This window comes from Verrucomicrobiota bacterium, assembly GCA_016200005.1.
GTDB lineage: Bacteria > Verrucomicrobiota > Verrucomicrobiia > Limisphaerales > PALSA-1396 > PALSA-1396.
This window is the reverse complement of sequence record JACQFP010000042.1, coordinates 58365-81343: the sequence shown is the minus strand read 5'-3', so window position 1 is coordinate 81343 and position 22979 is coordinate 58365. Positions and strand designations below refer to the sequence as shown.

The window sequence follows — 22979 nt, the reverse complement described above, 5'->3', positions numbered from 1 at the left end:
GAAGGCGGAACTCCAAACGGTGCCAGTGCCCGAATGGGCCTCATAGAACGCTGCCACAATTCCGCGGCTTGTGTTTCAGCGTCGCTTCGCGGTAAGCTCAGGATTCGTATGTTGACCATTTCAGGTATCAGCAAGGCGTATGGCGAACGGGTGTTGTTCGCCGATGCCACGTTACAGGTGAACCGTCAGGACCGCATCGGGTTGGTCGGTCCGAACGGCGCGGGGAAGTCCACGCTCTTTTCCATCATCCTCGGCAACGATTCCCCGGATGACGGCAAGGTCGCGCTCGAACGCAATACCACGATTGGTTTTCTGCCGCAGGAGAGCGCGCCGGTCGGCGACGAGACGGTCCTTGAGCTGGCCACCGCCATCACGCCCGAATACACGAAGCTCGCCCGCATCATTAAGGCCTGGGAAGCAGACCATCCCGTCGAAGCGTTGCATTCGGAGGACATCCATGATGATGTGCACGATCGTTTCAACGAACTGGGCGGCTACCGTCTCGAAGCCAAGGCCAAGCAAATTCTCGCCGGCCTCAGCTTCCGCGAAAAGGATTTCGCCCGGCCCGCCCGCGAGATGAGCGGCGGCTGGGTCATGCGCGCGCACCTCGCCCGTTTGCTCACGCACGAGCCGGACCTGTTGCTGCTCGACGAGCCGACCAACCATCTCGACCTCGAAGCGTTGCTTTGGTTTCAGGAATATTTGAAGAGCTATCCCGGCGCCGTCGTCGTCATCTCACACGACCGCGAGTTCCTGAACCAGCTTGTCGGCAGCGTGGTCGAGATTCGCCAGAGCAAACTCATCCGTTACCGCGGCAACTTCGAAGAGTACCTTGTCCAGCGCGATGCGGCGGAGGTACAACTCGTCGCCGCCTACAAAAATCAGCAGCGGGAAATCGCGCACCTGATGGAATTCGTGAACCGTTTCCGCGCCAAGAACACCAAAGCTGCGCAAGCCCAAAGCAAGCTCAAGCAAATCGACCGGATGGAAAAAGTCGAAGCGCCGGCGAATGACGACAGCAAGGTCAGCTTCCGTTTTCCGCAACCGCAACGCAGCGGTCTCAAGGTCATCACGCTGGAAAACATTGACCACGCCTACGGCGAGAACGTGGTTTATCGAGGCATGGACTTCGAAGCCCAACGTGGCCAGCGCACCGTGCTCGTCGGCCCGAACGGCGCGGGCAAATCCACGCTGCTCAAGATTCTTGCCGGCGTGCTCGAGCCGCAGAACGGCATCCGCACGCTCGGCCACAACGTCAAGGCCGGTTACTACTCGCAGTATCGGGTCGAGATGCTCAACCCGGCGCACACGGTTCTGGAGGAGGCGTTCGACACGCCGCAGCGCGTCACCGAGCAATTCGTCCGCACGCTGCTCGGCTGTTTTCTCTTTCGTGGCGACGATGTCTTCAAGCGCGTCAGCGTTTTGAGCGGTGGGGAGAAGAGCCGGCTCGCGCTGGTGAAACTGCTGCTCGACCCACCGAACCTGTTGCTCATGGATGAGCCGACCACGCACCTCGACATGTCGAGCATCGACGCACTGGCCTACGCGCTGGATCAATTCCAAGGCACGCTCATCTTCATCAGTCACGATGTCTATTTCATTCGCGCCCTGGCGAATCACGTCGTCCACGTCAACGCCGGCCAGCTCAAGCATTATCCCGGCGGCTATCAATATTACTTGGACAAGACGAAAGCGTTGTCCGCCCGCGCCGCTTTGACCGCTGGGAATTCGCGACGCCCCTCACCCGGCTTCGCCACCCTCTCCCCATCCGATGGAGAGAGGGATGGGGTGCGGGGCGGTTCGCGCAAGGAACAAAAGCGCCTTGAAGCGGAACAACGTCAGGCGCGCTCGCGCGGGCGGAAGACGCAGCAGCAAATCGTGCATCGCCTCGAGCAGGGAATTCTGGAACTGGAGCAGCGGCAAGCCGAACTGACCGCCGAACTGGAAAAACCGGAGACGTATGAGAAACCCGGCCGTGCCCAGGAGGTCAACCGGGAACTGGTGGCCATTCAAGAGAAACTTTTGCAGTTGAGTCCGGCGTGGGAACAGGAAGCTACGAAGCTCGTCGCGTTTGAATGAAGCGAAGTAGTGCCCGGTTGCGCAGCCCTGGTGATCTCCGAGTTGCGATGTTGCAGCCAGCGCGATCGTTTGTTAGATTCAGCGCCGATCGCTAACTCCAACAATCATGAGCGCGCCTCTCCACGTTAAAAAAACGTACAAGCTATTCATCGGCGGCAAGTTTCCACGCAGTGAGAGCGGTCGCTATCTGGCCGCGAAATCGGCGGCGGGGGAACTGCTCGACAATTTTGCGCACGCGTCGCGCAAGGATTTCCGGGATGCCGTCGTTGCTGCCCGCTCGGCGGTGGACGGCTGGAGCCAGGCCACGGCCTACAATCGCGGGCAGATTCTTTATCGCGCCGCCGAGATGCTGCAAAGCCGAGCAAGCGAACTCGTCAAGGAAATCACGCGCTCAACCGGTTCCAGCGCGGGGAAGGCGAAACGCGAAGTGACGCTGGCGATTGATCGGCTCGTTTACTATGCCGGTTGGACGGACAAGTACTCGCAAGTTTTCGGCACGGTGAATCCGGTGGCCTCGTCGCATTTCAACTTCACCACACCGGATCCGACGGGAGTAGTGGTTGTGCTCACGCCCGAGGAGCCGGCGTTGGTTTCGCTCGTCTCGCTGGTGGCGTCGGTGGTTTTGAGCGGCAACACCGCCATAGTCGTCGCTTCAGAAAAATATCCGCTGCCGGCGTTGACCTTCGCCGAGATTCTGGCGACGAGCGATTTGCCGGGTGGCGTGGTGAACATTCTTGCCGGCAAACGGGCCGAACTCGCGCCGCACATTGCCGGGCACATGGATGTGAACGCGATCGTGGACGGATCGGGAGACCTTGCATTGAGCGCCAGCTTGCAGTCGGGCACGGCAATCAATTTGAAACGCTACGCCAATCGTTCGCTGTCGCCCGCCGATTGGTTCAACGCCAAAGCGGAGGACCCTTACTGGATTCTGGACACCATCGAATTCAAGACGACGTGGCATCCCATCGGGTTGTAACCACTCCGGCTCCACTTTCTGGCTTGAATTATTGTCCGCCGCGTGGCATCTAATCTCCGAGTTGGCTGTATGAACACGAGGACAAAATTGCTGGTGGGAGCCGTTCTCTGCGCGGCGGCCATGCCAGTTGCTGGCGTGAACCCCGGCGAACCGCCGTTGCCCTCGGTTGACAGCGTGCTTCATCGCGTGCTGGAACGGGTGGAGAAGGAGAGCGAAAACGACCATCAATTCAACGCGCAGTACATCTACTCCCGCACCAAGCAGACCGAAACGCGCAATTCCCAGGGCGAATTGAAAAAGAAGGACGAGCAGACCAGGGAGCACAATCCAACCATCGAGCGCGTGGCTGCCCGCCCGCGACCGGCGACTCCAGCCACTTCATCCCGCTCCACCGCCGGCAAAACCACCGCCGGCACCAATGAGGGCACGGCCCCGCGCGGACAGGCCTTCGAGAAAACTGATTTCCCATTGAACGACGACTTGTTGAAGCGGTACAAGTTCACACTGGTGGGACGCGAAATGCGGAATGGCCGGCCCACGCTGGTGCTCGATTTTGTTCCCGCCAGCAGGAATCTTCCTGAACGCACCATCAAAGACCGCTTCATCAACAAAGCCGCCGGGCGCGCCTGGGTCGATGAAGACGATGCCGCCATCGTCCAGGCCGACCTGCGCCTGACGGAAAAAGTGAGCGTGGCGGGCGGTCTGGTGGGCGCGCTTTGGAAATTTAATTTCAAATTCAATCGCGAACACCTGCCCGATGGCCTCTGGTACACGCGCGACACGGATTGGCATCTCGAGGGACGGGAATTCTTCATCCGCAAAATCATGGATTATCACGAGGAAAGAACCGAAGTCCGCGCCGCGCATTCGCCGGGCCTGCCACCGGTGGAATGAGCTTTCTTTTCCGGCGCCGGCTGAGCGCGGATTGAATTTCGCGGGTCGGGAAGAGTCGAATGTTCACGGGTGGCACAGTTGTTGCAGCCCTAAGGGAGGCAAGTCCACAAAGCTCGAAGTGGGATGGATTTGTTCGAAGCGACAATTCCGCGATCGTGGTTGGAACCGCGCTCGGAGTCGCCTCGTGGTGGGGCCACACCACTTCGGTTGTTGTAACTATGGAAACGAAATCGCGCGTGACGAAACTGTTGATGTACCAAAACATTGGTTTCCTGGTCATCATAGTCCTCGGTTTTCTCGATGAATTATTGAAACTTCCTTCGCTGATTTTTCAGGATTATCCATTCGTCTGGAAATTCGGCAATGCGACTTTGGGCATGTTGCTTGTCCTGGCTGTCTGGTTTCTGGTCAATGCGTCCACTCGCCGGATTCTCGACCGCATTCTTTATCTGGAAAAGTTCATGCGCGTCTGCGCCTGGTGCCACCACATCGACTACAAGGGGCAATGGATGCCGCTGGAAGAATTCATGCAACAAGGATTTGACACCCCTACTACTCACGGCATCTGTCCGAAATGTCTGGCACAGCAAAGGGCAGCAATGGCCAAGGCCGGCAGGTTGCAACACAGCACCACCTGAGGTGAACTCAGAAGTTGAATCCCACGCGGCGTCGCCAGGAGGCGGCGAACCGATACGAGGTGTGTGCTCCTTCAAGAGTCCCGAGGCATCTCACTCCTCCCCATCAAAGTAATCCAGCGCCTCGGAGCGCAGGATTCTGCGCTCAGGCACGCGCACGCCCCATTTCTTGCTGTCCGGATAATAGACGGATTCGCCAATCGGATTGTCCGCCACGACGTAAAGAATTAAGTCCTGAGCGCCGTCATTGATGAGTTGGTGCGGTTCGCCGGGCGGAAAAATGAAGGCGTCGCCGGCTTCGATGGGAGTCTTTCCATCCTTGTCCCGGGCGATGCCCTTGCCGGCGATCACGTGATAGAATTCCCATTGCGCGCTGTGCAAATGATAGGGGTAGGGGGTCGCACGCGGCGGGATGCGGAGGATCTCGACATCGAAGGGATGCCGCTCGTTGAGATCGGTGGACTTTGGCTTGCGCCCAAGGGCTTCGGAGACTTGTTTGCCCGCGCCGACGAATCTTCCCTTGGGGGAAGACCAGGAGTTCTCGGCCAGTTTGTTCGTGTTAACCTTACGCATAATTTGTGGGGTGAATTGTTGTGAAGGCGACGCTATTCACCGGTTTTCTCCTTGTCCACGAGAATTTGGCCGGGAGGTTTTGGGGAACTAATTTTAGATTTATGCATCACCTCGCCGGACCGGAGTTCGATCTCGCCACGTGCGTTTGCTTCGTGTAATTACCATCGGAATCCAGGATGCCAACTACGTATCGCAACTCGACGCGAAGGACAGGTGCTCGGCCCGGGCGAACAATTCAGCTCGGCTGTCTGCTTGGCTTTTTGATCATTTTGGCAACCACTTCGGCATACGCGGTTGAAAATGCCCCCGCCTCAGCCCACAAGGCTGGGTTAAATGGTCAGGAGTTTGCACACCGTCCGTCGCCGTTTCGCGGCAACCGCTTGACTTTGGAGCGAGGCGATGTCGTAGCTTTTCTCGGAGGCACGGATGTGGCCGCGGCGCAGCACACAGGCCATCTGGAGACATTGCTTGCGGCGCAGTATCGCGGTCTCGGTGTGCGCTTCCGTAATTTCGGCTGGGAAGGCGACACAATCTTTGCACAACCACGCGACGTGGGATTTCCATCATTGCAATCGCATCTGCAACGGGCGTGCGCTTCGGTCATCGTGTTGGAATATGGGCGCGCAGAAGCGTTGGGCGGGCGTGACGCACTGCCTAGTTTTACCGCCGCATACGGGAAGCTGCTCGACGAATGTGCGCACCAGACACCACGACTTGTATTGGTCACACCGCCGCCGTTTGAGAAGGGCGGCGGGCTTTTTCCAGATTTGTCGAAACGCAATGGCGATCTCACCGCCTACGCAAAGTCCATTCGCCAACTGGCGCGCCGACGCGGATTGCCGCTGGTGGATTTGTTCGCGGAGTTGGGTGGAGAGTCACATCGTGAGCCGCGCTTGACGGAGGATGGTCTGCAACTGACGCCGCGCGGTCACGCGCTGGTCGCGTGTGCGTTCGCACGGCAACTTGGATTTGGCAAGACTGCCAATCGTGCGGGTGAACCTGATGAAAACGGTGGGTGGTCCAATGCAGCTTTCGAGCGCGTTCGTCAGACGGTCATCGCGAAAAACCGGCTATGGTTTGAATATTGGCGTCCGCAAAACTGGGCGTTTCTCGGCGGCGACCGCACGACGCAACCGAGCAGCCGCGACCATCGCAACCCAAATGTCCGTTGGTTTCCGGAGGAGATGGAAAAATTCCCGCCGTTGATTGAAGCGAAGGAGACTGAGATTGTTGGACTCATCAACCAACTCCCGAAATGAAAGCTCCAACCTCCAACCATGGGGAGCGCAGCCGCCCCGGCTGCAGTTTGGCGCGCCCTCGCGCCAAACCATCCGCGCGGCGTTCGCACCAAATGGTTCGCTTGCAAACGCCCGAATGCCGACGACGAGGGCGTCCTCGGCTGCGTCCGGGGCGGGCGCGCTCCCCAATTCGATCCGCACGCTGGTTTCGCATCATTGCGTCCGCGCGCCGTGTTGTGGAGGTTGGGATTTGGAGCTTCATTGGAGCTTGGAGCTTGGGGTTTGGCGCTGCCGCCTTCGCCGCCGAGCCTGACGATCCCGCCGCCGAACTCGCTTCATTCCAAATCGCTGACGGCTTTGAGGTCAACCTGTTCGCGTCCGAGAAAGACAGCGTCGTGAAACCGATTCAAATTCGTTTCGATCCGCGTGGGCGGCTATGGGTCATCGGCAGCACAGTCTATCCGCAGATTGAACCCGGCCAGATACCGAACGACAAGGTCCTGATCCTCGAAGACACGAATCATGATGGGCGTTGTGACAAGACCACGGTCTTCGCCGACGGTCTGATGATTCCAACAGGAATCGAGTTGGGTGACGGCGGTGCGTATGTCGGTCACGGGACGGAAATGTTATTCCTCAAAGACAGCGACGGCGATGGCAAAGCGGACGAGCGTCGCGTTGTGCTCCGCGGGTTCGGCACTGGCGACAATCATCAGAACATAAACTCATTTCTTTTTGGACCAGGCGGCGAACTGTGGTTTTCCCAGGGACTGCATACTCGTTCTCATGTGGAAACGCCGTGGGGCATCGTGCACCTTGAACAGGCCGGACTCTGGCGTTTGTGGCCGCGCCGTTTGAAACTGGAAGGCTTCTACGGGTCGGAACACGAGCCGCAGAATCCCTGGGGCTACGTCTTCACTGATTGGGGCGAACCGATTGTGATCGCGGGCAACAACAGTTCCTCGATTTATCCGGTGCCAGGCCTGGTGCTGAACCATCGCGACGATCCGCCCGCGTTGATTTGGAAAAACGGCAATGGTCGCAAGTCCAGCGGCGGCGACATCGTGGGCACGACGCATTTCCCCGACGCGTGGCAGGGCGTGCTCATCCTCGGCGGTTACATCAACAACGCCGTGTGGGCGCTCAAGATCAGCGACGACGGCGCGGGCTTCAGCCTCGAGGATTTGCCGCCGCTCATTAAATCCACGAGCCGTAATTTTCGGCCGGTGGACGCGAAGTTCGGTCCGGATGGCGCACTTTACATTTGCGATTGGTATAATCCAATCATCGGCCACTACCAGGCCAGTTTCCGTCATCCCGACCGCGACAAGACCCACGGAAGAATCTGGCGTGTCACGGCAAAGGGCCGTGCGTTGACCAAACCGCCGCAGTTGCATGAAGCGTCTTTGACCGAGTTGTTGGAGGACTTGAAATCTCCCGACCGTTGGACGCGACGCTTCGCCAAGCGCGTGCTGGCGGATCGTCCGAGGGAACAAGTCACCAAAGCCTTGAACGAATGGAGCGTTCAACCTGGTTTGTCCGAGCACACGCTGGTCGAGGCGTTGGGCGTTTACCAAAGTCATGAAGTTATCGCGCCGGAATTGCTTGCGCGCCTCTGTCGTGCCACCAACGCGAATGCGCGCGCCTACGCCGCCGGAGTTGTGGGCAATTGGGCCGACCGGCTGGCCGACCCGCTGGCGTTGCTTCGTCCACTCGTCACCGATGAAAATCCGCGTGTGCGACTGCACGCGGTCGTGGCTTGCACTTATGTGCCGAAACCGGAGGCGATGGAAGTCGCCGCCCTCGCCGCAGATTTTCCGACCGATCAATTTTTGACTTATGCGTTGAACCAGGCCGTCTTTGCGTTGAAGCCCTATTGGCTCGCGCCTTTCAAGGCGGGCAAATTGAATTTGGAAAACAAACCGCCGCGCCTCGACCTGCTCGTGCGCGCCGACGGCACTCCGGACACTCTGCAAATCCTGCGCGACCAGTTGCGCTCACCCAAACTCGATACCGTAATGCGCGAAACGTATCTTCGCCTTCTCGCTGACGTCGGCGATGCGAATGACCTCGGCACCATCCTCACACTGACTGATGCCACGCTCCAGTCTCGCCTGTTGCCGGCGCTTGCGACCGCGACGCTCGTGCGCAATGTCCGCCCCGGCGGTGACCTTGTTGCTGCCCTCCGCCCATTGATCGAAAGTCAGAACGAGGACTTGAGGAGTGAAGCGATCCGGCTCGCCGGCGTTTGGAAGCTGGAATCATTTCGTTCGTCGGCGGCGCGATTGATTCTTGACGATCAGCCAAGTGACAAAACTCGTCGCCGCGCTGTGGAGGCGCTGGCATTGTTCGGTGGCGATGCGAGTCGCCAGATCCTCCTGCGCCTGGCCGGCGAAGCTCCACCGCCGGTGCGGAGCGCGGCGATTGCCGGCTTGTGTGGTTTCGATCTGAGCGCATCCGCCAGGCTCGCGAGCGAAAGTTTTGCGAACCTCAAGGATGAAGCATTGGTGAGCGAGGTATTTTCTGCTTTTCTTCAACGCAAAGGCGGTGGTGCAACGTTGGCCTACGCGCTCGCGGCAAAGCCGCCTTCCCAACCAGTTGCAGAGACTGGCTTGCGTTTAATGAGCGCCAGCGGCCGGCGCAATGAACGGTTGGCCCAGGTTCTTGGCGATGCTATCGGCCGCAGCACCCAAACCAGGCGAATGACATCCGACGAAATCCGGGCTTTCGGCGATGACGTTCGCGCCCATGGCGACGCGAAACGGGGCGCGGAGATTTTTCGCCGTCCACAACTCGGCTGCATCGCCTGCCACACTGTCAACGGACAGGGCGGAAACATCGGTCCAAATCTCAGTGCGCTCGGGACGGCGCAGCCGATTGATTTCATCATTGGCGCGATTCTCGAGCCACAAAAGGAAATCAAAGAAGGGTTCGTGTCGATCTCGGTCACGACAAAGGATGGTGAGGAGTACCAAGGCTATGAGCTTCGTGAGACCAAGGATGAGCTGACGATGCGGGATGTTCTTCAAAACAAGGAAGTCCGCTTGAGCCGCGCCGCGATCAAGGGGAAGAAACAAAATGGTTCGGTGATGCCCAGTGGATTGACTGACTCTTTGAGTCGGGCCGAATTCCGGGATCTCGTTCGGTTTCTCTCCGAGTTGGGCCGGCAAAAATAGCGATGGAAAATCAGTTGCGGTAAAACAACCTTGAGCCGAATGTCTGTAATATTTTCATAAAAGTGAAGTTGACTGACCAAACTCAAGAGGAGCAAAGAGCATGAAAAGAACAATCGTCGCATCAATACTTGGAATAGCCGCCTCCGTCGCCACTGTAGCATCGTCCTATGGACAGGGTCACATCTGGTTTGACAACTACAACTCGCCAGCCGGGAAGGTTACCTATGGGGATAGTGGGTACGGCTCGCCTGGACCAGTAGGGACAGGAGTGGATTCCTCATACCAAGCCGCACTTTATTATGGACTCGGCACGGTATCTGAACCCGCCGATCCAGATGGAACCGCAATCCCCCAAAATCTGCAATTGCTCACAGCTTCAGGCCAACCTGCTGGCTATCCAGCCATGTTCGCCATTAATGGTGCCCCACCCGGCTACTTCAAGGGCCCAATCCTGACGATTCCGGATTACATTAATGGTCCTATTACCTTCGAAATCGTCGTTTGGAAAGGGGGGACGTATTATGGCGATCCACTCAACGGACCTAGAGGACACTCGGCAGCGTTCACCATGGCATCAATAACAACTGGATCACTTGCTGCGAATATTTTTGATTCAGGCCTCACCGACTTTCAGGTCTTTTTAATTCCTGAGCCGTCAACGTTTGCTTTGGCTGGTTTGGGTGCTGCGGCACTGCTGATTTTCCGCCTCAGGAAGTAGTTTAGTAATTAGCCGTTCAGTTTCGTGACGAGACATACAAACATGCGCGCGGTTCACAAGATAATCAGATGGTTTCCTTTGGGCATCATGGCGGGGGTGTTGCTTGGGTTTGATTCGTCACGAGCGGCAGATGCCGACACCCCGCAAACTGTCCGGGTAGCCGGCATTGTGCTCAAGTGGATTCGCGCGGACAAAGAGGCTAATTATCGTCGCGCCGAACCGATGATTCGCGAGGCTGCCGCGAATGGCGCGAAGATCGTTTGCACGACCGAGTGTTTTCTGGACGGCTACGCGATCAAAGACAAGAGCATTCCGCTGGAAGAATATCGTGCGCTGGGCGAGCCGATTCCATCGGGAAAATATTTTCAAAAACTGACATCCCTCGCGAAAGAACTGAAGATTCATCTGGTCGCAGGCATGTTGGAGGCGGATGGAGACGCGCGCTACAACACTTCGGTCTTGATCGGGCCGGATGGCAAACTGATCGGCAAATACCACAAACAGAAATTGCAGCACGAATTGGTGCGCAACACGCCGGGCGACAGCTCGCCGGTGTTTGAGACGCCTTACGGCCGCGTCGGCATCATGATTTGCGCGGACCGCACCGAGCCGACGATTGTCCGGCGCTTCTGCGCGGCGGGAGCCGATTTTCTCATCTGTCCATCTGGCGGCATGTATGGCCCGAGGAGCAATGACCCGATTGTGCGATCCAGATCTCGCGAGAACAAAATCCCCATCGTCTTTGTCCATCCGGCTGAGTTCCTGGTGACCGGACCGGATGGAAACGATCTGGCCAATACCCTCGTGGGAAATCGTCTCGAGATTTCTGCAGACCAGGTCGGAAGCGACAAGGACGAGAATCGGATATTCTATTTCGAACTGCCGTTGCAAAGAAGAGAAGGCCGGTAGTTCAAAGAGTTGACGAGTTGCCGGCCTCTCCTCCGACTCAGTTCAAATCGAACAGCAGAAAGTCGGTTTTCTCGTTGCCAACGATCTTCAACGATGATTCGTCGCTGACAGCAGCCCCATCTCCCATTTTGAGTTTGTTATGATTGAGCAGCAAGTCGCCGTTGATTACTTGCAGCCAGGCATGGCGATCAGGTTTGAGGTGACGAGTGGCAACATCCCCAGGGCCGAATTTGCCGAGGAATACATTTACGTCCTGATTGATGGTGACCGCACCATTCCGGCCGTCTTTGGCAGCGACAAGTCGTAACCGGCCGTTCGACGGTTCATCGGCAAACGCCTTTTGCTCATAGCTCGGGTGTAGAAATGTCTTGTCGGGCAAGATCCAGATTTGGAGGAGGTGGACCGGCTCGGTGGCGGAGTGGTTGAATTCACTGTGTTGAATGCCCGTGCCGGCGGTGAGGCGTTGCACTTCGCCGGGTTTGATCACGCCATGATTGCCCAGGCTGTCGCGATGTTCGAGCGCGCCGGAGACAACGTAGGTGATGATCTCCATGTCGCGGTGCGGATGGGTATCGAATCCGCCGCCGCCAGCAACGTGATCCTCATTGATGACGCGCAGACTGCGAAACTGGATGTGTTGCGGGTCGTAGTAGTCGGCAAACGAGAAGGTGTGATACGTGTCGAGCCAGCCGTGATTGGCGTGGCCTCGTTCCGCGGATTTACGAATCGTGATCATAAAGCGTCTTCAATGTGCGGGCGAAAAGTGCTTTGTCAACCGGGCGTGCGCAAAAGAAAAACTACCACTTTGATTTCTCTCTGGTAAATCATTTCGCCATGAAATCGCGACTGGCAGACAAATGGGTGATCATTACGGGAGCATCGAGCGGGTTCGGCGCGGCGACGGCGCGTGCTTTTGGAGCGGAGGGCGCGAGGTTGCTGCTGGGCGCGCGACGACTGGATCGGCTGGAGAAGGTTTCTTCAGAATGCCGTGCTGCCGGCTCGCCCGAGGCTTTGTTTCATGCACTTGATGTTTCGCAAACGCCCAGCGTGGAGTCGTTCGTGAAGTGGGTTCGTACCCGCACCGACCGCGTTGATGTGCTGATCAACAACGCTGGCGGAGCGCTGGGCTTGGACACCGTCGCCCAAGGGAAGGACGAAGATTGGGAGGGGATGTTGCAGACCAACGTGCTGGGCGTGCTGCGGATGTGCCGCGCGGTTTTGCCACTGATGATGAACAATCCTGGTGGGAGCATTTTTAACGTCGGCTCGTATGCGGGTCGTGTGGCTTATGAAGGTGGCTCGGCTTATTGCGGGGCCAAAGCCGCCGAACTCCAAATCACGCGCGCGTTGCGTCTTGAACTCTGCGGCAGCGGCCTGCGCGTGGGCAGCATCGATCCGGGGTTGGCGGAAACGGAATTTTCCGTGGTGCGCTTCAAGGGCGACACGGCGCGCGCCAAGAAAGTCTATGAAGGCACCAACCCGCTCAAGGCTGAAGACATCGCTGAAGCCATCGTTTGGGCGGCCAGCCGTCCACCGCATGTATGCATCGATGAAATGCTGATCAAAGCCACCGACCAGGCGGGCATGCACAAAGTCTATCGGCGGACGGTGACGGCTCAGAAATAATCAAGTTCTGATCGGCGCCGCTGGTTTTTTCCCGCGCTCAGGTTTCCGGACCCAACCATACTGGGTGTTGCTGGGTTGCGGTGCGGTTTTGTATTCCTGTTTGAACGCGTTGAGCTTGTCGGTCTTGATCGCTTTGCGCGCGGCTTTCACATCCACGTTGAACAGCTTCGCCGCGTTCAGGCCAAAGATTTTGTCTTTCACCGCGTCGGTTAGTTGCGGGTAATGATACTTCTCGATCAATTCATCTTTGATTTGCAAGCGGCGCAAGCGGACGATCTGACTCTGCGGACTGCCACCCCAGATGGAATCCGTGCCCCAAAGAATCCGGTCCTCGCCGTTGGGCACTTGCCACATCTGTCCGAGCATGGGCATGCAGACTTCCGGCGCATAGGCGGAGGTCTGACCAAACGTCCTGCCGAGTTCGAAATAGAAGTTCTTCACTTCAGAGTTTTCGTTGCATATTTTTGGGAACGTCGCTGATCCACGAAATCTCCTACGGGTTTTCGAGTGAGTCGGCGAACGATTCGCCTTCTCCTTGGGGGAGAAGGCCGGGATGAGGGCGGGCGTTGAATCTGCTGGATTCCCAGCCTGCAAGAGTTTTGGCAAGGCCACCAAAACCTGGAGGTCGCACTTAACCGCCTCATGCCAGTCGAAACCTGCAGGTAGTACGCAAAGGCACGTTTGCAGCAATAATTGAATTGTAACGCCATGGTCTGAAACACAGAATTCGATCGAATGCCACGCGATAACGTCATTCTGGTAACCGGGGTTACACGCGGGCTCGGCCGGGCGATGGTGGATGAATTCGTTCGTCTTGGCCACACAGTATTGGGCTGTGGCCGCTCCCGGCAGGCCATTGCGCAACTGCGGATGTCGTTCGGAAGACCGCATGAGTTCGCGGAAGTCGATGTGGCGTCGGATGAACGGGTCAAATTGTGGGCGGGTCGAGTGCTGGAAAACTACGGCCCGCCTGACTTGTTGCTCAACAACGCCGCGCTCATCAACAAAAACGCGCCGTTGTGGAAAGTGCCCGCTCAGGAATTCTCCGAAGTCATCGACGTGAACATCAAGGGCGTGGCGAATGTCATCCGCCATTTTGTGCCGGCGATGGTCGAACGAAAAAGCGGCGTCATTGTGAACTTCAGTTCAGGCTGGGGCCGCTCTACGGATGCCGAGGTTGCGCCGTACTGCGCGACCAAGTGGGCAATTGAAGGACTCACGCAGTCGCTCGCTCAAGAGTTGCCAACTGGAATGGCCGCGGTTGCGCTAAACCCCGGCATCATCAATACCGACATGTTGCGAAGCTCCTTCGGCGATTCGGCGTCCAGTTTTCCCACCGCCGATGAATGGGCGAAGAAGGCCGTTCCGTTCCTGTTGCAACTGGGACCGTGTGACAATGGCAAGCCTTCGAGCGTGGCTTGATGCCGGTGGGACACTTTGAACCTTGCACTTTGGCCGCGAAACTTTAGTTTTTTGTCATGGCGAATTTGCCGGACAAAAAAAGGAAGCGACGTAGAGCAGTAATGCTCGGCATCGGCCTCGACTCCGACGGCCACAAGCGCATTACGCAGGGCCATAATTTTGCGCTCGTCGGCGGCACGCACGACACGCATGAGGAGATGACGGAGAAGGCCATCAAGATAAACGAAAAGCTGGCGGCCAAGGGGAAGCAACTCGAAGACGTCAGCCATGAGGAGTTCGACGAAATCGCCCAATCCGTTGGACTTCGCCAGCATAAGCCGGAACGAAGCTGATCATTATCAGCCTGAGAATCATCCAATCAGCGGCTGCGTTCCTTGACGCCTCAATTTTCAACTGGTACGGTTGCTTGTGAAAAAAGTAACAATCTAAGACTGACCCAATGAATGAAGACAATCCCTACTGGTTCATTACAGTCTTATTGATCGGCGGCGTCGCATTTTGCCTCACACCGCTGGCGCTAGCGTGGCTGTGGGCGAGATTTTTTTCTCCACCCAAACCCGGTCCGGAAAAAAATGCGATCTACGAATGTGGATTGGAATCCAAAGGCGATGCCTGGGTGCAGTTCAAATCAGAATATTATCTCTACGGCATCATCTTCCTGATTTTCGATGTGGAGACTGTTTTTTTGTTGCCGTTTGCCGTGGCTTTCACCGGTTTATCGGTCGGGGCGTTTCTTGCGATGATGGTTTTCCTGCTGCTGCTGGTCGAAGGTCTGGTGTGGGCCTGGGTGAAAGGCGTGCTGACGTGGAAATGATTTCTATGCCTTAATCTTCATCTTAATCCTAATCTTAATCTGCGTCGCAGCGAAGAAGAAGATTAAGAGTAAGAGTAGGATTAAGATCAAGAATCCCAAAATGGACGAAGGATTAAAAAGCGAGTTGCAGAAACAGGGCATCTTCACGACGACCCTTGAAGATTTGTATAATTGGGGTCGGAAGAATTCCGTGTGGCCGCTGTCGTTTGGCCTCGCCTGTTGCGCCATCGAAATGATTTCCGCTTCAATGGCGCGTTATGACCTAGCCCGCTTCGGCGCGGAGGTGTTTCGTCCCTCGCCGCGACAGGCCGACCTGATGATCGTCGCTGGAACGGTGACGAAGAAGATGGCGCCACAGGTCGTGCGGCTCTACAACCAGATGCCGGAGCCGAAATACGTCATCGCCATGGGCGCGTGCGCGATTTCCGGCGGGCCGTTCAAACAAGGTTACAACGTGCTCAAAGGCATTGATCGCTACATTCCAGTTGATGTGCACATCCCCGGTTGTCCGCCTCGACCGGAAGCGCTGTTGCACGCTTTTATGACATTGCAGAAGATGATCGATAAACAAAAACTGACTGGCAAAGACCGCGCCCGTCATTTTGATCCGGAGGCACCTAGTGAATTTCCCGTCCCAAAATTTGGCGCGCACGATTTAGAGCCGACCAATAATCCGGGTGTGTGGCAGCCGCCGGTACTGGCGAGAGGCGTCTGATTCCCGTGGTCACAGATGACCGCTACAGAAAATGGAAGCGTTGGAACAAATAAAATCACGAGTCGAAGCCGCCGTGTCTGGCGCGAAGTTGGAAATCATTCGCAATGATTCACCGTCCGGCCAGCACTCGTTGCTCTTGGACAATGCGCACGCACTGGCCGTCGCGAAGTTTCTGCGCGACGATGCGGAGCTGCGACTGGATTATTGCGCAAACGCCACGGGTGTTGACTGGCCGGAAGCCGAATTGACCGAGAAGATAAGAGTCAAGAAAATCGTGGATGGCGTGGAAAAGGAAGTCGAGGAAGTGAAGAAGACCCTGCGCCCCGGCTATCTTGAAGCGGTCTATCATCTTTACTCGATGGAGAAGAAGCATGGGCCGGTCATCCTTCGTTTTCGCACGGAGAACCGCACGGACAAGAATCATCTGCCGTCGCTCACTCCGGCCTGGCGCAGTGCGGAATTTCAGGAGCGTGAGATATTCGATCTCTACGGCATTGTGTTTGACGGCCATCCCGACCTGCGCCGCATCCTGATGTGGGACGAGTTCAAAGATTTTCCCATGCGCAAAGATTATGTCGAGCCGGACGATTACGAATACGAGCCGACACCACACGATGAAGTGTTGGAGAAGGTGAAGCAGCATCAGGCGGAGGAGGTGAAAGCATGAGTGCAGTTGCCGAGATGCCTCCAAAGAACTTTGAACTGTTACCGAAGGCCGGTGCCGAAGGCGACTTCCTCGAAGTCGCCATGGGGCCGCAACACCCGTCCACCCACGGGGTGTTTCGCATGGACGTCGTTCTCGACGGCGAGCGCGTCGTGAAACTCAAGCCGGTCTTCGGTTACCTGCATCGCAACCACGAGAAGATTGCCGAGAACACGACTTATCTTGGCTCGATGCCGTACACCGATCGGCTCGATTACTTTTGCTCGATGACGAACAATTGGGCTTACGCGCTCAGCATCGAGAAACTCGCAGGTCTGGCTGTGCCCGAACGCGCCGAATATATCCGCGTCATTACGGGGGAGTTGACGCGACTGCTCAATCACTCCTGCCTCATCGGTTTTCTGTTGCAGGACATGGGCGCGCTCGGCACGCCGGTAATGTATGCGTTTCGCGAACGCGAAAAGATTCTCGACCTGTTCGAGTCTTTGAGCGGCTCGCGGATGATGTGCAATTACATGCGCTTCGGCGGTTGCCGCTGCGATCTGCCCGCCGGCTGGATCGAGGAGGCGAAGCAAGTGGCCGATAATTTCCCACGTTTCCTGGACGAATTTGAAAAGCTGCTGTGCGAAAACGAAATCCTTATGGCCCGCACCCAGGGCGTCGGTGTGCTGCCGAAGGAACTCGCCATCAACGCCGGCGTCACCGGGCCGATGCTCCGCGCCAGCGGCGTGAACTACGACATTCGCAAGGTGGACAAATACGGCATCTACGACCGATTTCAATTCCGCGTGCCGCTCGGCGACCACGGCGATACCTACGACCGTTTCATGATCCGCGTTTTGGAAATGCATGAGTCGGCCAAGATTTTACAGCAGGCGTTGAAGGACATTCCGTCTGGCCCCATTATTGATCCGAAAGCTAAACTACGCGGCTTCCGTCCAAAAGCTGGCGAGGCTTACGGCCGGATTGAAGCGCCGAAGGGCGAGCTTGGTTTTTATGTGATCAGTGATGGCTCACCAAATCCGTATCGTTACCGCGTCCGCCCGCCAAGCTTGATCAACCTGACGATTCTTGAAGACATGTGTCTCGGCAACATGGTGGCCGATGTCGTCGTGATTCTCGGCAGTGTGGACATTGTGCTGGGGGAGGTGGATCGATGAACGAAGGGCAGGTGAGAAAGTGTGAAAGTGGGCAGGTGGGTTATCCCTTTGTGCGCGTGCCTCCCACTTTCCCACTTTCTCACTTTCTCACTTTCGCGCACGATGCCTTTCACGTTTTCTTCAACCAACGGAAATAGGCGAAACAAATGCTCGGCGAAGGCATCATCAAAGGCATGGTCGAAACGGCGAAGAACTTCGTCGGCAGTTATGTCGATGACGAACGCCTGACGACTGTCCAATATCCGGAAGAGCGCATCCCGCCCAAGGAAGCCGCGCGCAACTTTCCCTTCCTCGTCTTTGACGGCGACGACCCGATGGCTGGCCTGCGCTGCGTGGCCTGCCTCATTTGCGAGAAGGAATGTCCGCCGCAATGCATCTACATCGTCAAGGACACGGCGAAGAAGCCTGACCACACCGGCAAGATGCAGTTCCAACCGAAGGTGTTCGACATCGACATTTCGGTTTGCATGAGCTGTCAGATTTGCGTGGAGGTCTGTCCGTTTGAAGCGATCAAGATGGACACGGAATTCGAGTTGAGCAACACCGATCGTTTCGGTGGGCTGTTGTTCGATAAACACAAACTCGCAAAGTCCAACGAGCACTACCGCAAGATACACCCGACCGAAGCCGCCGAAGTGGACGCGCGTCTGGCCGCCGAAAAAGCCAAAGCCGAGGCGAAAGCGAAAGCTGATGCGGAAGCGAAAACCAAAGCCGTCGCGGCGAAATCTGCTCCCGCGCCTCTCACTGCATAAAATGAGCTCATCGCCGACAACTCCCTACGTGTTGGTGCTTGGAGGTTCTTCCGCATGACCAACGCTCTCGACCAACTCTTCGTCACGCTCAAACACGGGCTGGTCGGGCTGTTTCCTGGCAGCGTTCAATGGCTTATCTCCATTGTGATTTCCGTTGCTGCGATCATCCTCGTTTTTGCGCTTTTGTTTGCGATTGTCACCGTGCTCGAGCGCAAAGGGCTTGGCCGCATCCAGAACCGGCTTGGCCCGAATCGCGTCGGCATTCCGCTCACGGACATTCGCCTGTTCGGCTTCGGCCAGTTCATCGCCGACGGCATCAAAGCCATAATCAAGGAAGACCTCGTGCCGCGCACGGCGGACAAAGTCGTCCACTACCTCGCGCCCCTTGCGCTCGTCGTGCCGGTGCTGTTGGCTTACGCCGTTCTGCCCATCGGCCGCAACATGGTCGCGATTGATCTCGATGCGGGCGTGCTCTTTTTCTTCGCGGTCGGCGCATCCACCGAACTGTCCGTGTTCATGGCGGGTTGGGCGAGCCGCAACAAATACTCGCTCCTCGGCGCGATGCGGGCGATTGCGCAGATGGTGAGTTACGAAGTCCCACTGATCATTTCGGCTGTGGTGGTGATCATGATGGTCGGTTCGCTCTCGACGGTGAAGATTGTCGAAGCCCAGGCGACCTACAACGGCCTGCTACCGGATTGGTTCGTCTTTACGCCGTGGGGACTGGCCGGTTTCATTCTGTTCATGATCGCGGCGGCGGCGGAATCAAATCGCACCCCCTTTGATCTGCCGGAAGGTGAATCGGAAATCATCGCCGGTTATTACATCGAGTATTCCGGCTTCAAGTTCGCATTGTTCTTTCTTGGCGAATACCTCGGCATGTTCGCGATCAGCGGTCTGGCGATCACGCTGTTTCTGGGGGGCTGGACGGCGCCGTTTTCGTGGCTGACTTGGATTCCATCTTACGTCTGGTTTTTCACGAAGCTGCTGGCGATCATTTTTGTTTTCATCTGGCTGCGCGGCACGCTGCCACGGTTGCGTATGGATCAACTCATGAACTTCGCCTGGAAATTCATGCTGCCGATGGCGCTTATCAACCTCGTCGCTGCGGCTCTCTGGCATTTTATGTCCGCCGGTTTCCTGCGCTGGCTGGTTTGTTCGCTGGTGGTGGCGGTGCCATATCTGGCATTCGGTTCGGCGCTGGCCGCAAGCAAAACGATAATGAAACGCACCTATCGCTATGCGGAGTGATCCAAGCGTAAATCGTAAATCGTAAATCAAAAATGTCGTTACCTTTCGCCATTATCGCCGCGCTAACCATCGCCGCCGCCGTGGCCGCGATGAGTTTGCGCAATCTCGTCCATTGCGCGCTCGCGCTCGCGGTTACGTTCGGCGGACTCGCCGCGCTCTACTTGCAACTCAGCGCGCAGTTTGTCGGCTTCGCGCAAGTGCTGATTTACATCGGCGCCATCGCCATTTTGATCGTGTTCGCCATTCTGCTGACTCGGAGCGGCGAGCCACCGGAAAAGCCCGTATTCTCCACCTCATGGTTGTCGGGACTGCTCGTGGCTGTAGTCGTGTTTGGCGTGCTGGCTTGGACAATCATGAAGAGCATAGCCAGCCAGCGTGAACCAGCGGAGGCGGCCCAAGCCACGGTCAAACAAATCGGCGACGCGCTGATGACCGGGTTTGTGCTGCCGTTGGAAGTCATCGGCCTGCTGCTGACCGCCGCTTTGATTGGAGCAGTCATCATTGCGATGAAGGAGGAGAAGACGTGAAGCACCAAGCACCAACCTCCAAGCTCCAGAGAAGCACCAAGCTCCAAGCTTCAAGCGAGCTTTCGCACTCTGCTTTTGGCGCTTGGAATTTGGGGTTTCTCTGGAGCTTGGAGCTTGGAATTTGGAGGTTTGAACCGTGACCCCCCTTTCCGCATACCTTCTGCTCTCCGCGATGCTCTTCGCCATCGGCCTGGCCGGAGCGCTGACGCGACGCAATACCATCATCGTCCTCATCGGCATCGAACTCATGCTCAACGCGGCGAACCTGAACTTCATCGCGTTCTGGCGTTTCAGCGAACACCCGGAAACGCTCACTGGAATAATGTTCGTAATTTTCTCGATCGGCGTCGCTGCTGCGGAAGCGGCGGTCGGTCTGGCGCTCATCATCTCCATTTACCGGCACTACAAGACGACCAATGTAGATGCAGTGAATTCAATGAAGGGATGAACCGATTGACCGACCAACTCCAATCAAGTTTCAAAGGCAAGCTACAATTTGAGTCGCTTTCGCAAGAGTTGTTCGATGACGCTCATCTCGGCAGCGGTCAAGTCGCCGAGCTTCCGCTCCAGTTTGACGCTCGGCACGGAATGAACTTGTTGAAGGTGAAACGCGCCTTCTCTGAGAAACGGTTTCGGCACAGTGTGTTCCCACGGATTGCCGTGCAGCGTCCGCGTGTGAGCCAGCACGGTGATGAGGGCGAGTTCGTTGTCGGCTGGCCAATCGGTGAGCAGCAGGCAGGGGCGCACCTTGGCTGCCAGCCCCAAGTCGATCATCCAAACCTCACCGCGAACTGGACGAGGCATCCTGTTCCTCCAGTTTGTCGAGTTCCTGGAATGCGAGGTCTGTGGCTTGCGCGGCCCATTCCAATTCCTCGCGCTCCTCCTCCAACTCAAACACGCGGCGGGCAATTGCGCGACGCTCCTCGCGTTTCAACTTGGGAAGCTCGTTCAGTATCTCTGTGGCACTCATTTGGTTTTTCCTCTTTTTACTACTTTCTGCGTTTGCCCCATTCGCGGCGCTCGCGCTCGTCCCATTCCGCGCGGACTTGCCGTTCATACTCTGCTCCGTCAACGTCCGTTTTCAGGGTGCCTAAAACCGACATTACCTTGTTCCAATCCGGCTTGCGCTCCGGGGAATCCAGCACCGTAAGCAACGCCTTGCCCGTGACCGGCAGTTTATCCGGTTCGGCGACGGTGATGCGTCCGTGGTCAATGGTGGCTTCCAAAGTCAGGTTTGCCATACGCCCACAGCTTAACACGGATCAAGTGGGCGACAAGCTGGGATTTGCCTCGGGGGAAGCAGCGGTCGGCCTGGCGCTCATCATCGCGATTTACCGGCATTACAAGACAATCAATGTGGACGAGGTGGATTCGTTCAAGGGATGAAGACTGGCCAACCACCATTTCTGGCGCTCGCGAGGAAGCCTGATCTCGATCAAGAGACGGCATTCACTATTTGTCGGATGATTGATTCGGTGGGATGGCAACTTAAGGAGGATTGGGACTGGCATTGGCTCGAAGGCAAACGAAAGAACTATCGTTCATTGATTGATCCCGCAATGTTGGACGCGGCGTGGAAGTTACTGGTTGAGAAAGATTGGTTTAGTCAACAAACCACGAACGATGTGGACAAGAAAATTTCGACAATCACTCCTTTGGAGGGTCTGACGAATCTCCGAAGCCTTGTTTTGCAAAACAATTGTGTCGAAGACTTGCGGCCCTTGTCCTCAATGATTCGGCTCAAATACCTGAACTGCCACCACAATCGCATACGTGATTTATCACCCATCGGGCATCTTCAGCTGTTAGAAGAATTGTCGCTTGCCGAAAATCCGGTGGCGTCTTTCAGCGTGCTAGAGACTTTTCCAAATCTTCAAAAACTCTCAATCTCGACAGATCAAGTTCCTGCTTTCATCGAATGCAAGCGGCTGCTCAAGGTTCACACATTAAAAATCACCGGCGACGATGCGATCGAAGACCTTGGTCGCTTTCCCAAGATGCCATCATTGGCGGTCTTCGATGCTTGGAATGTAAAAGACTTGGCGGGAATCGAGAGATTCCGTTCTTTGGAGGCTCTGAGCCTCATGAATGGAAGATACTCGTCGCTTAATTCGTTGGAGGCACTGAAGGCTTTGACCCATGTTAACGTATCCACATCGAAGACTCTCAGCGTCGAGCCGCTGCGAGAATTGTATGCATTGCGTTCCTTGTTTATCAGATGCCGAAAGCTTCACAGGCTAACATGCCTCGCCGGGTTGCCTGTGCTTCATGAGGTGCGGATGGATGACGAATCAATTTGTGATGCTTCGGAACTGCACGCGTTGCGTGCGGGGTTGACTTCGTGGAACGGCGAATTCAAGTCCGATGCGAAAGGCGTCAAACCCTCCCTGGACCTTCAAGTCGTCAATCAAGAAAGTTTTGATTACTACGATTCCAAAATGCCGTTCGGGATTCGGAGTGGCGAATGTAATGAGAGGATGCTGGCCAGCGAGCGTGGGTGGTTGGTGAACGAGATCCGCGAGGCACTTTCAGTACATTTCAAGGACGAAAAAGATTTTCATCTTCCCTACACCAGCGGCTTCCACCGGACGGAACGAGTCATAATTTATGGCTACGCGGCGTACGAATCATTCCGTGAGATTGCCTTGGCAGTTCAACGGATACTGTGTGAAACCCGCAATGAGTGGATCATTTGGTGCCAGTCGCTTCTTTGGGAAAGCCCGGAAGATCAAGACATTCCTGAAGACGCGGAGGATTTCATCGTGTGGATTTACCCGAATAAAATCATCGTAACCGAAGAGCACGCCAAAGTAGTTCGGAAATTGATTGAGTGGAGAAATTGAACTG

The 22979-nt window shown here is 56.5% G+C and carries 27 protein-coding genes; 21 read left to right on the top strand and 6 right to left on the bottom strand.

Annotation, left to right across the window (positions count from 1 at the left end; all coding sequences use genetic code 11):
* Positions 1 to 108: 108 nt before the first annotated feature.
* The 4 genes from HY298_15215 to HY298_15200 all read left to right on the top strand — a co-directional run bounded on the left by HY298_15215 (position 109) and on the right by HY298_15200 (position 4590).
* On the top strand, positions 109 to 2079 hold the full coding sequence (locus HY298_15215; protein ID MBI3851607.1) for an ABC-F family ATP-binding cassette domain-containing protein: 1971 nt from the start codon (positions 109 to 111) through the stop codon (positions 2077 to 2079).
* Between the two features lie 106 nt (positions 2080 to 2185).
* A complete protein-coding gene (locus HY298_15210) occupies positions 2186 to 3058 on the top strand; it encodes an aldehyde dehydrogenase family protein (GenBank protein ID MBI3851606.1) in 873 nt (290 codons plus the stop codon).
* A gap of 69 nt (positions 3059 to 3127) precedes the next feature.
* Positions 3128 to 3952 (top strand): hypothetical protein, encoded by an 825-nt coding sequence (locus tag HY298_15205; protein MBI3851605.1) that lies wholly within the window; start codon positions 3128 to 3130, stop codon positions 3950 to 3952.
* Between the two features lie 218 nt (positions 3953 to 4170).
* Complete coding sequence (locus tag HY298_15200; GenBank protein ID MBI3851604.1) at positions 4171 to 4590, top strand: hypothetical protein; 420 nt, start codon at positions 4171 to 4173, stop codon at positions 4588 to 4590.
* A 90-nt stretch (positions 4591 to 4680) separates the two neighbouring features.
* Here HY298_15200 and HY298_15195 read toward each other — a convergent pair whose 3' ends face one another.
* A complete protein-coding gene (locus HY298_15195; protein MBI3851603.1) occupies positions 4681 to 5160 on the bottom strand; it encodes a cupin domain-containing protein in 480 nt (159 codons plus the stop codon).
* Positions 5161 to 5540: 380 nt separating this feature from the next.
* On the opposite strand from HY298_15195, the gene HY298_15190 reads away from it, so the two are divergent.
* From HY298_15190 to HY298_15175, 4 genes are all read left to right on the top strand, one after another.
* The gene (locus HY298_15190; protein ID MBI3851602.1) at positions 5541 to 6419 is read left to right on the top strand and encodes a hypothetical protein; all 879 of its coding nucleotides are present in this window, start codon (positions 5541 to 5543) and stop codon (positions 6417 to 6419) included.
* Positions 6420 to 6673: 254 nt separating this feature from the next.
* A complete protein-coding gene (locus tag HY298_15185) occupies positions 6674 to 9574 on the top strand; it encodes a c-type cytochrome (GenBank protein ID MBI3851601.1) in 2901 nt (966 codons plus the stop codon).
* 100 nt (positions 9575 to 9674) lie between these two features.
* A complete protein-coding gene (locus HY298_15180) occupies positions 9675 to 10292 on the top strand; it encodes a PEP-CTERM sorting domain-containing protein (GenBank protein MBI3851600.1) in 618 nt (205 codons plus the stop codon).
* Positions 10293 to 10334: 42 nt separating this feature from the next.
* On the top strand, positions 10335 to 11201 hold the full coding sequence (locus HY298_15175; GenBank protein MBI3851599.1) for a carbon-nitrogen hydrolase family protein: 867 nt from the start codon (positions 10335 to 10337) through the stop codon (positions 11199 to 11201).
* A gap of 37 nt (positions 11202 to 11238) precedes the next feature.
* Here the strand turns inward: HY298_15175 and HY298_15170 are convergent, their stop codons facing one another.
* Complete coding sequence (locus HY298_15170) at positions 11239 to 11937, bottom strand: pirin family protein (protein ID MBI3851598.1); 699 nt, start codon at positions 11935 to 11937, stop codon at positions 11239 to 11241.
* Between the two features lie 98 nt (positions 11938 to 12035).
* Here HY298_15170 and HY298_15165 point away from each other — a divergent pair, with 98 nt between their 5' ends.
* Entirely contained in the window at positions 12036 to 12827 is a 792-nt protein-coding gene (locus tag HY298_15165) for an SDR family NAD(P)-dependent oxidoreductase (protein ID MBI3851597.1), read from the top strand.
* Here the strand turns inward: HY298_15165 and HY298_15160 are convergent, their stop codons facing one another.
* On the bottom strand, positions 12828 to 13268 hold the full coding sequence (locus HY298_15160) for an amidohydrolase family protein (GenBank protein MBI3851596.1): 441 nt from the start codon (positions 13266 to 13268) through the stop codon (positions 12828 to 12830).
* Positions 13269 to 13562: 294 nt separating this feature from the next.
* On the opposite strand from HY298_15160, the gene HY298_15155 reads away from it, so the two are divergent.
* The 10 genes from HY298_15155 to nuoK all read left to right on the top strand — a co-directional run bounded on the left by HY298_15155 (position 13563) and on the right by nuoK (position 20580).
* The gene (locus tag HY298_15155) at positions 13563 to 14249 is read left to right on the top strand and encodes an SDR family oxidoreductase (GenBank protein MBI3851595.1); all 687 of its coding nucleotides are present in this window, start codon (positions 13563 to 13565) and stop codon (positions 14247 to 14249) included.
* Between the two features lie 56 nt (positions 14250 to 14305).
* Entirely contained in the window at positions 14306 to 14581 is a 276-nt protein-coding gene (locus HY298_15150) for a hypothetical protein (protein MBI3851594.1), read from the top strand.
* 107 nt (positions 14582 to 14688) lie between these two features.
* Positions 14689 to 15063, top strand: a complete 375-nt coding sequence (locus HY298_15145; protein ID MBI3851593.1) for an NADH-quinone oxidoreductase subunit A — start codon at positions 14689 to 14691, stop codon at positions 15061 to 15063.
* Between the two features lie 100 nt (positions 15064 to 15163).
* Positions 15164 to 15778, top strand: coding sequence for an NADH-quinone oxidoreductase subunit B (locus tag HY298_15140; protein ID MBI3851592.1), 615 nt, complete (start codon positions 15164 to 15166; stop codon positions 15776 to 15778).
* Between the two features lie 31 nt (positions 15779 to 15809).
* Complete coding sequence (locus HY298_15135; GenBank protein ID MBI3851591.1) at positions 15810 to 16445, top strand: NADH-quinone oxidoreductase subunit C; 636 nt, start codon at positions 15810 to 15812, stop codon at positions 16443 to 16445.
* Between the two features lie 14 nt (positions 16446 to 16459).
* Positions 16460 to 17602: an NADH-quinone oxidoreductase subunit D gene (locus tag HY298_15130; GenBank protein ID MBI3851590.1), complete on the top strand. Its 1143-nt coding sequence runs from the start codon at positions 16460 to 16462 to the stop codon at positions 17600 to 17602.
* A gap of 146 nt (positions 17603 to 17748) precedes the next feature.
* Positions 17749 to 18354: a 4Fe-4S dicluster domain-containing protein gene (locus HY298_15125; protein MBI3851589.1), complete on the top strand. Its 606-nt coding sequence runs from the start codon at positions 17749 to 17751 to the stop codon at positions 18352 to 18354.
* 54 nt (positions 18355 to 18408) lie between these two features.
* Entirely contained in the window at positions 18409 to 19605 is a 1197-nt protein-coding gene (gene nuoH / locus HY298_15120) for an NADH-quinone oxidoreductase subunit NuoH (protein ID MBI3851588.1), read from the top strand.
* 32 nt (positions 19606 to 19637) lie between these two features.
* On the top strand, positions 19638 to 20132 hold the full coding sequence (locus tag HY298_15115) for an NADH-quinone oxidoreductase subunit J (GenBank protein ID MBI3851587.1): 495 nt from the start codon (positions 19638 to 19640) through the stop codon (positions 20130 to 20132).
* A 136-nt stretch (positions 20133 to 20268) separates the two neighbouring features.
* Positions 20269 to 20580 (top strand): NADH-quinone oxidoreductase subunit NuoK, encoded by a 312-nt coding sequence (nuoK, locus tag HY298_15110; GenBank protein ID MBI3851586.1) that lies wholly within the window; start codon positions 20269 to 20271, stop codon positions 20578 to 20580.
* Positions 20581 to 20621: 41 nt separating this feature from the next.
* On the opposite strand, the gene HY298_15105 is transcribed toward nuoK, so the two are convergent.
* The 3 genes from HY298_15105 to HY298_15095 are packed head-to-tail and all read right to left on the bottom strand — an operon-like array spanning position 20622 to position 21373.
* On the bottom strand, positions 20622 to 20936 hold the full coding sequence (locus tag HY298_15105; protein ID MBI3851585.1) for a type II toxin-antitoxin system PemK/MazF family toxin: 315 nt from the start codon (positions 20934 to 20936) through the stop codon (positions 20622 to 20624).
* Complete coding sequence (locus tag HY298_15100; GenBank protein MBI3851584.1) at positions 20914 to 21102, bottom strand: hypothetical protein; 189 nt, start codon at positions 21100 to 21102, stop codon at positions 20914 to 20916. Before HY298_15100 ends, HY298_15105 begins: the two co-directional genes overlap by 23 nt.
* Positions 21103 to 21121: 19 nt before the next feature.
* Positions 21122 to 21373, bottom strand: a complete 252-nt coding sequence (locus HY298_15095) for a hypothetical protein (protein MBI3851583.1) — start codon at positions 21371 to 21373, stop codon at positions 21122 to 21124.
* A gap of 25 nt (positions 21374 to 21398) precedes the next feature.
* On the opposite strand from HY298_15095, the gene HY298_15090 reads away from it, so the two are divergent.
* A complete protein-coding gene (locus HY298_15090) occupies positions 21399 to 21518 on the top strand; it encodes an NADH-quinone oxidoreductase subunit K (GenBank protein ID MBI3851582.1) in 120 nt (39 codons plus the stop codon).
* A gap of 77 nt (positions 21519 to 21595) precedes the next feature.
* Positions 21596 to 22975 carry a leucine-rich repeat domain-containing protein gene (locus HY298_15085; GenBank protein ID MBI3851581.1) on the top strand — a complete coding sequence of 460 codons (1380 nt, stop codon included), beginning with the start codon at positions 21596 to 21598 and terminating at the stop codon, positions 22973 to 22975.
* Positions 22976 to 22979 lie beyond the last annotated feature (4 nt).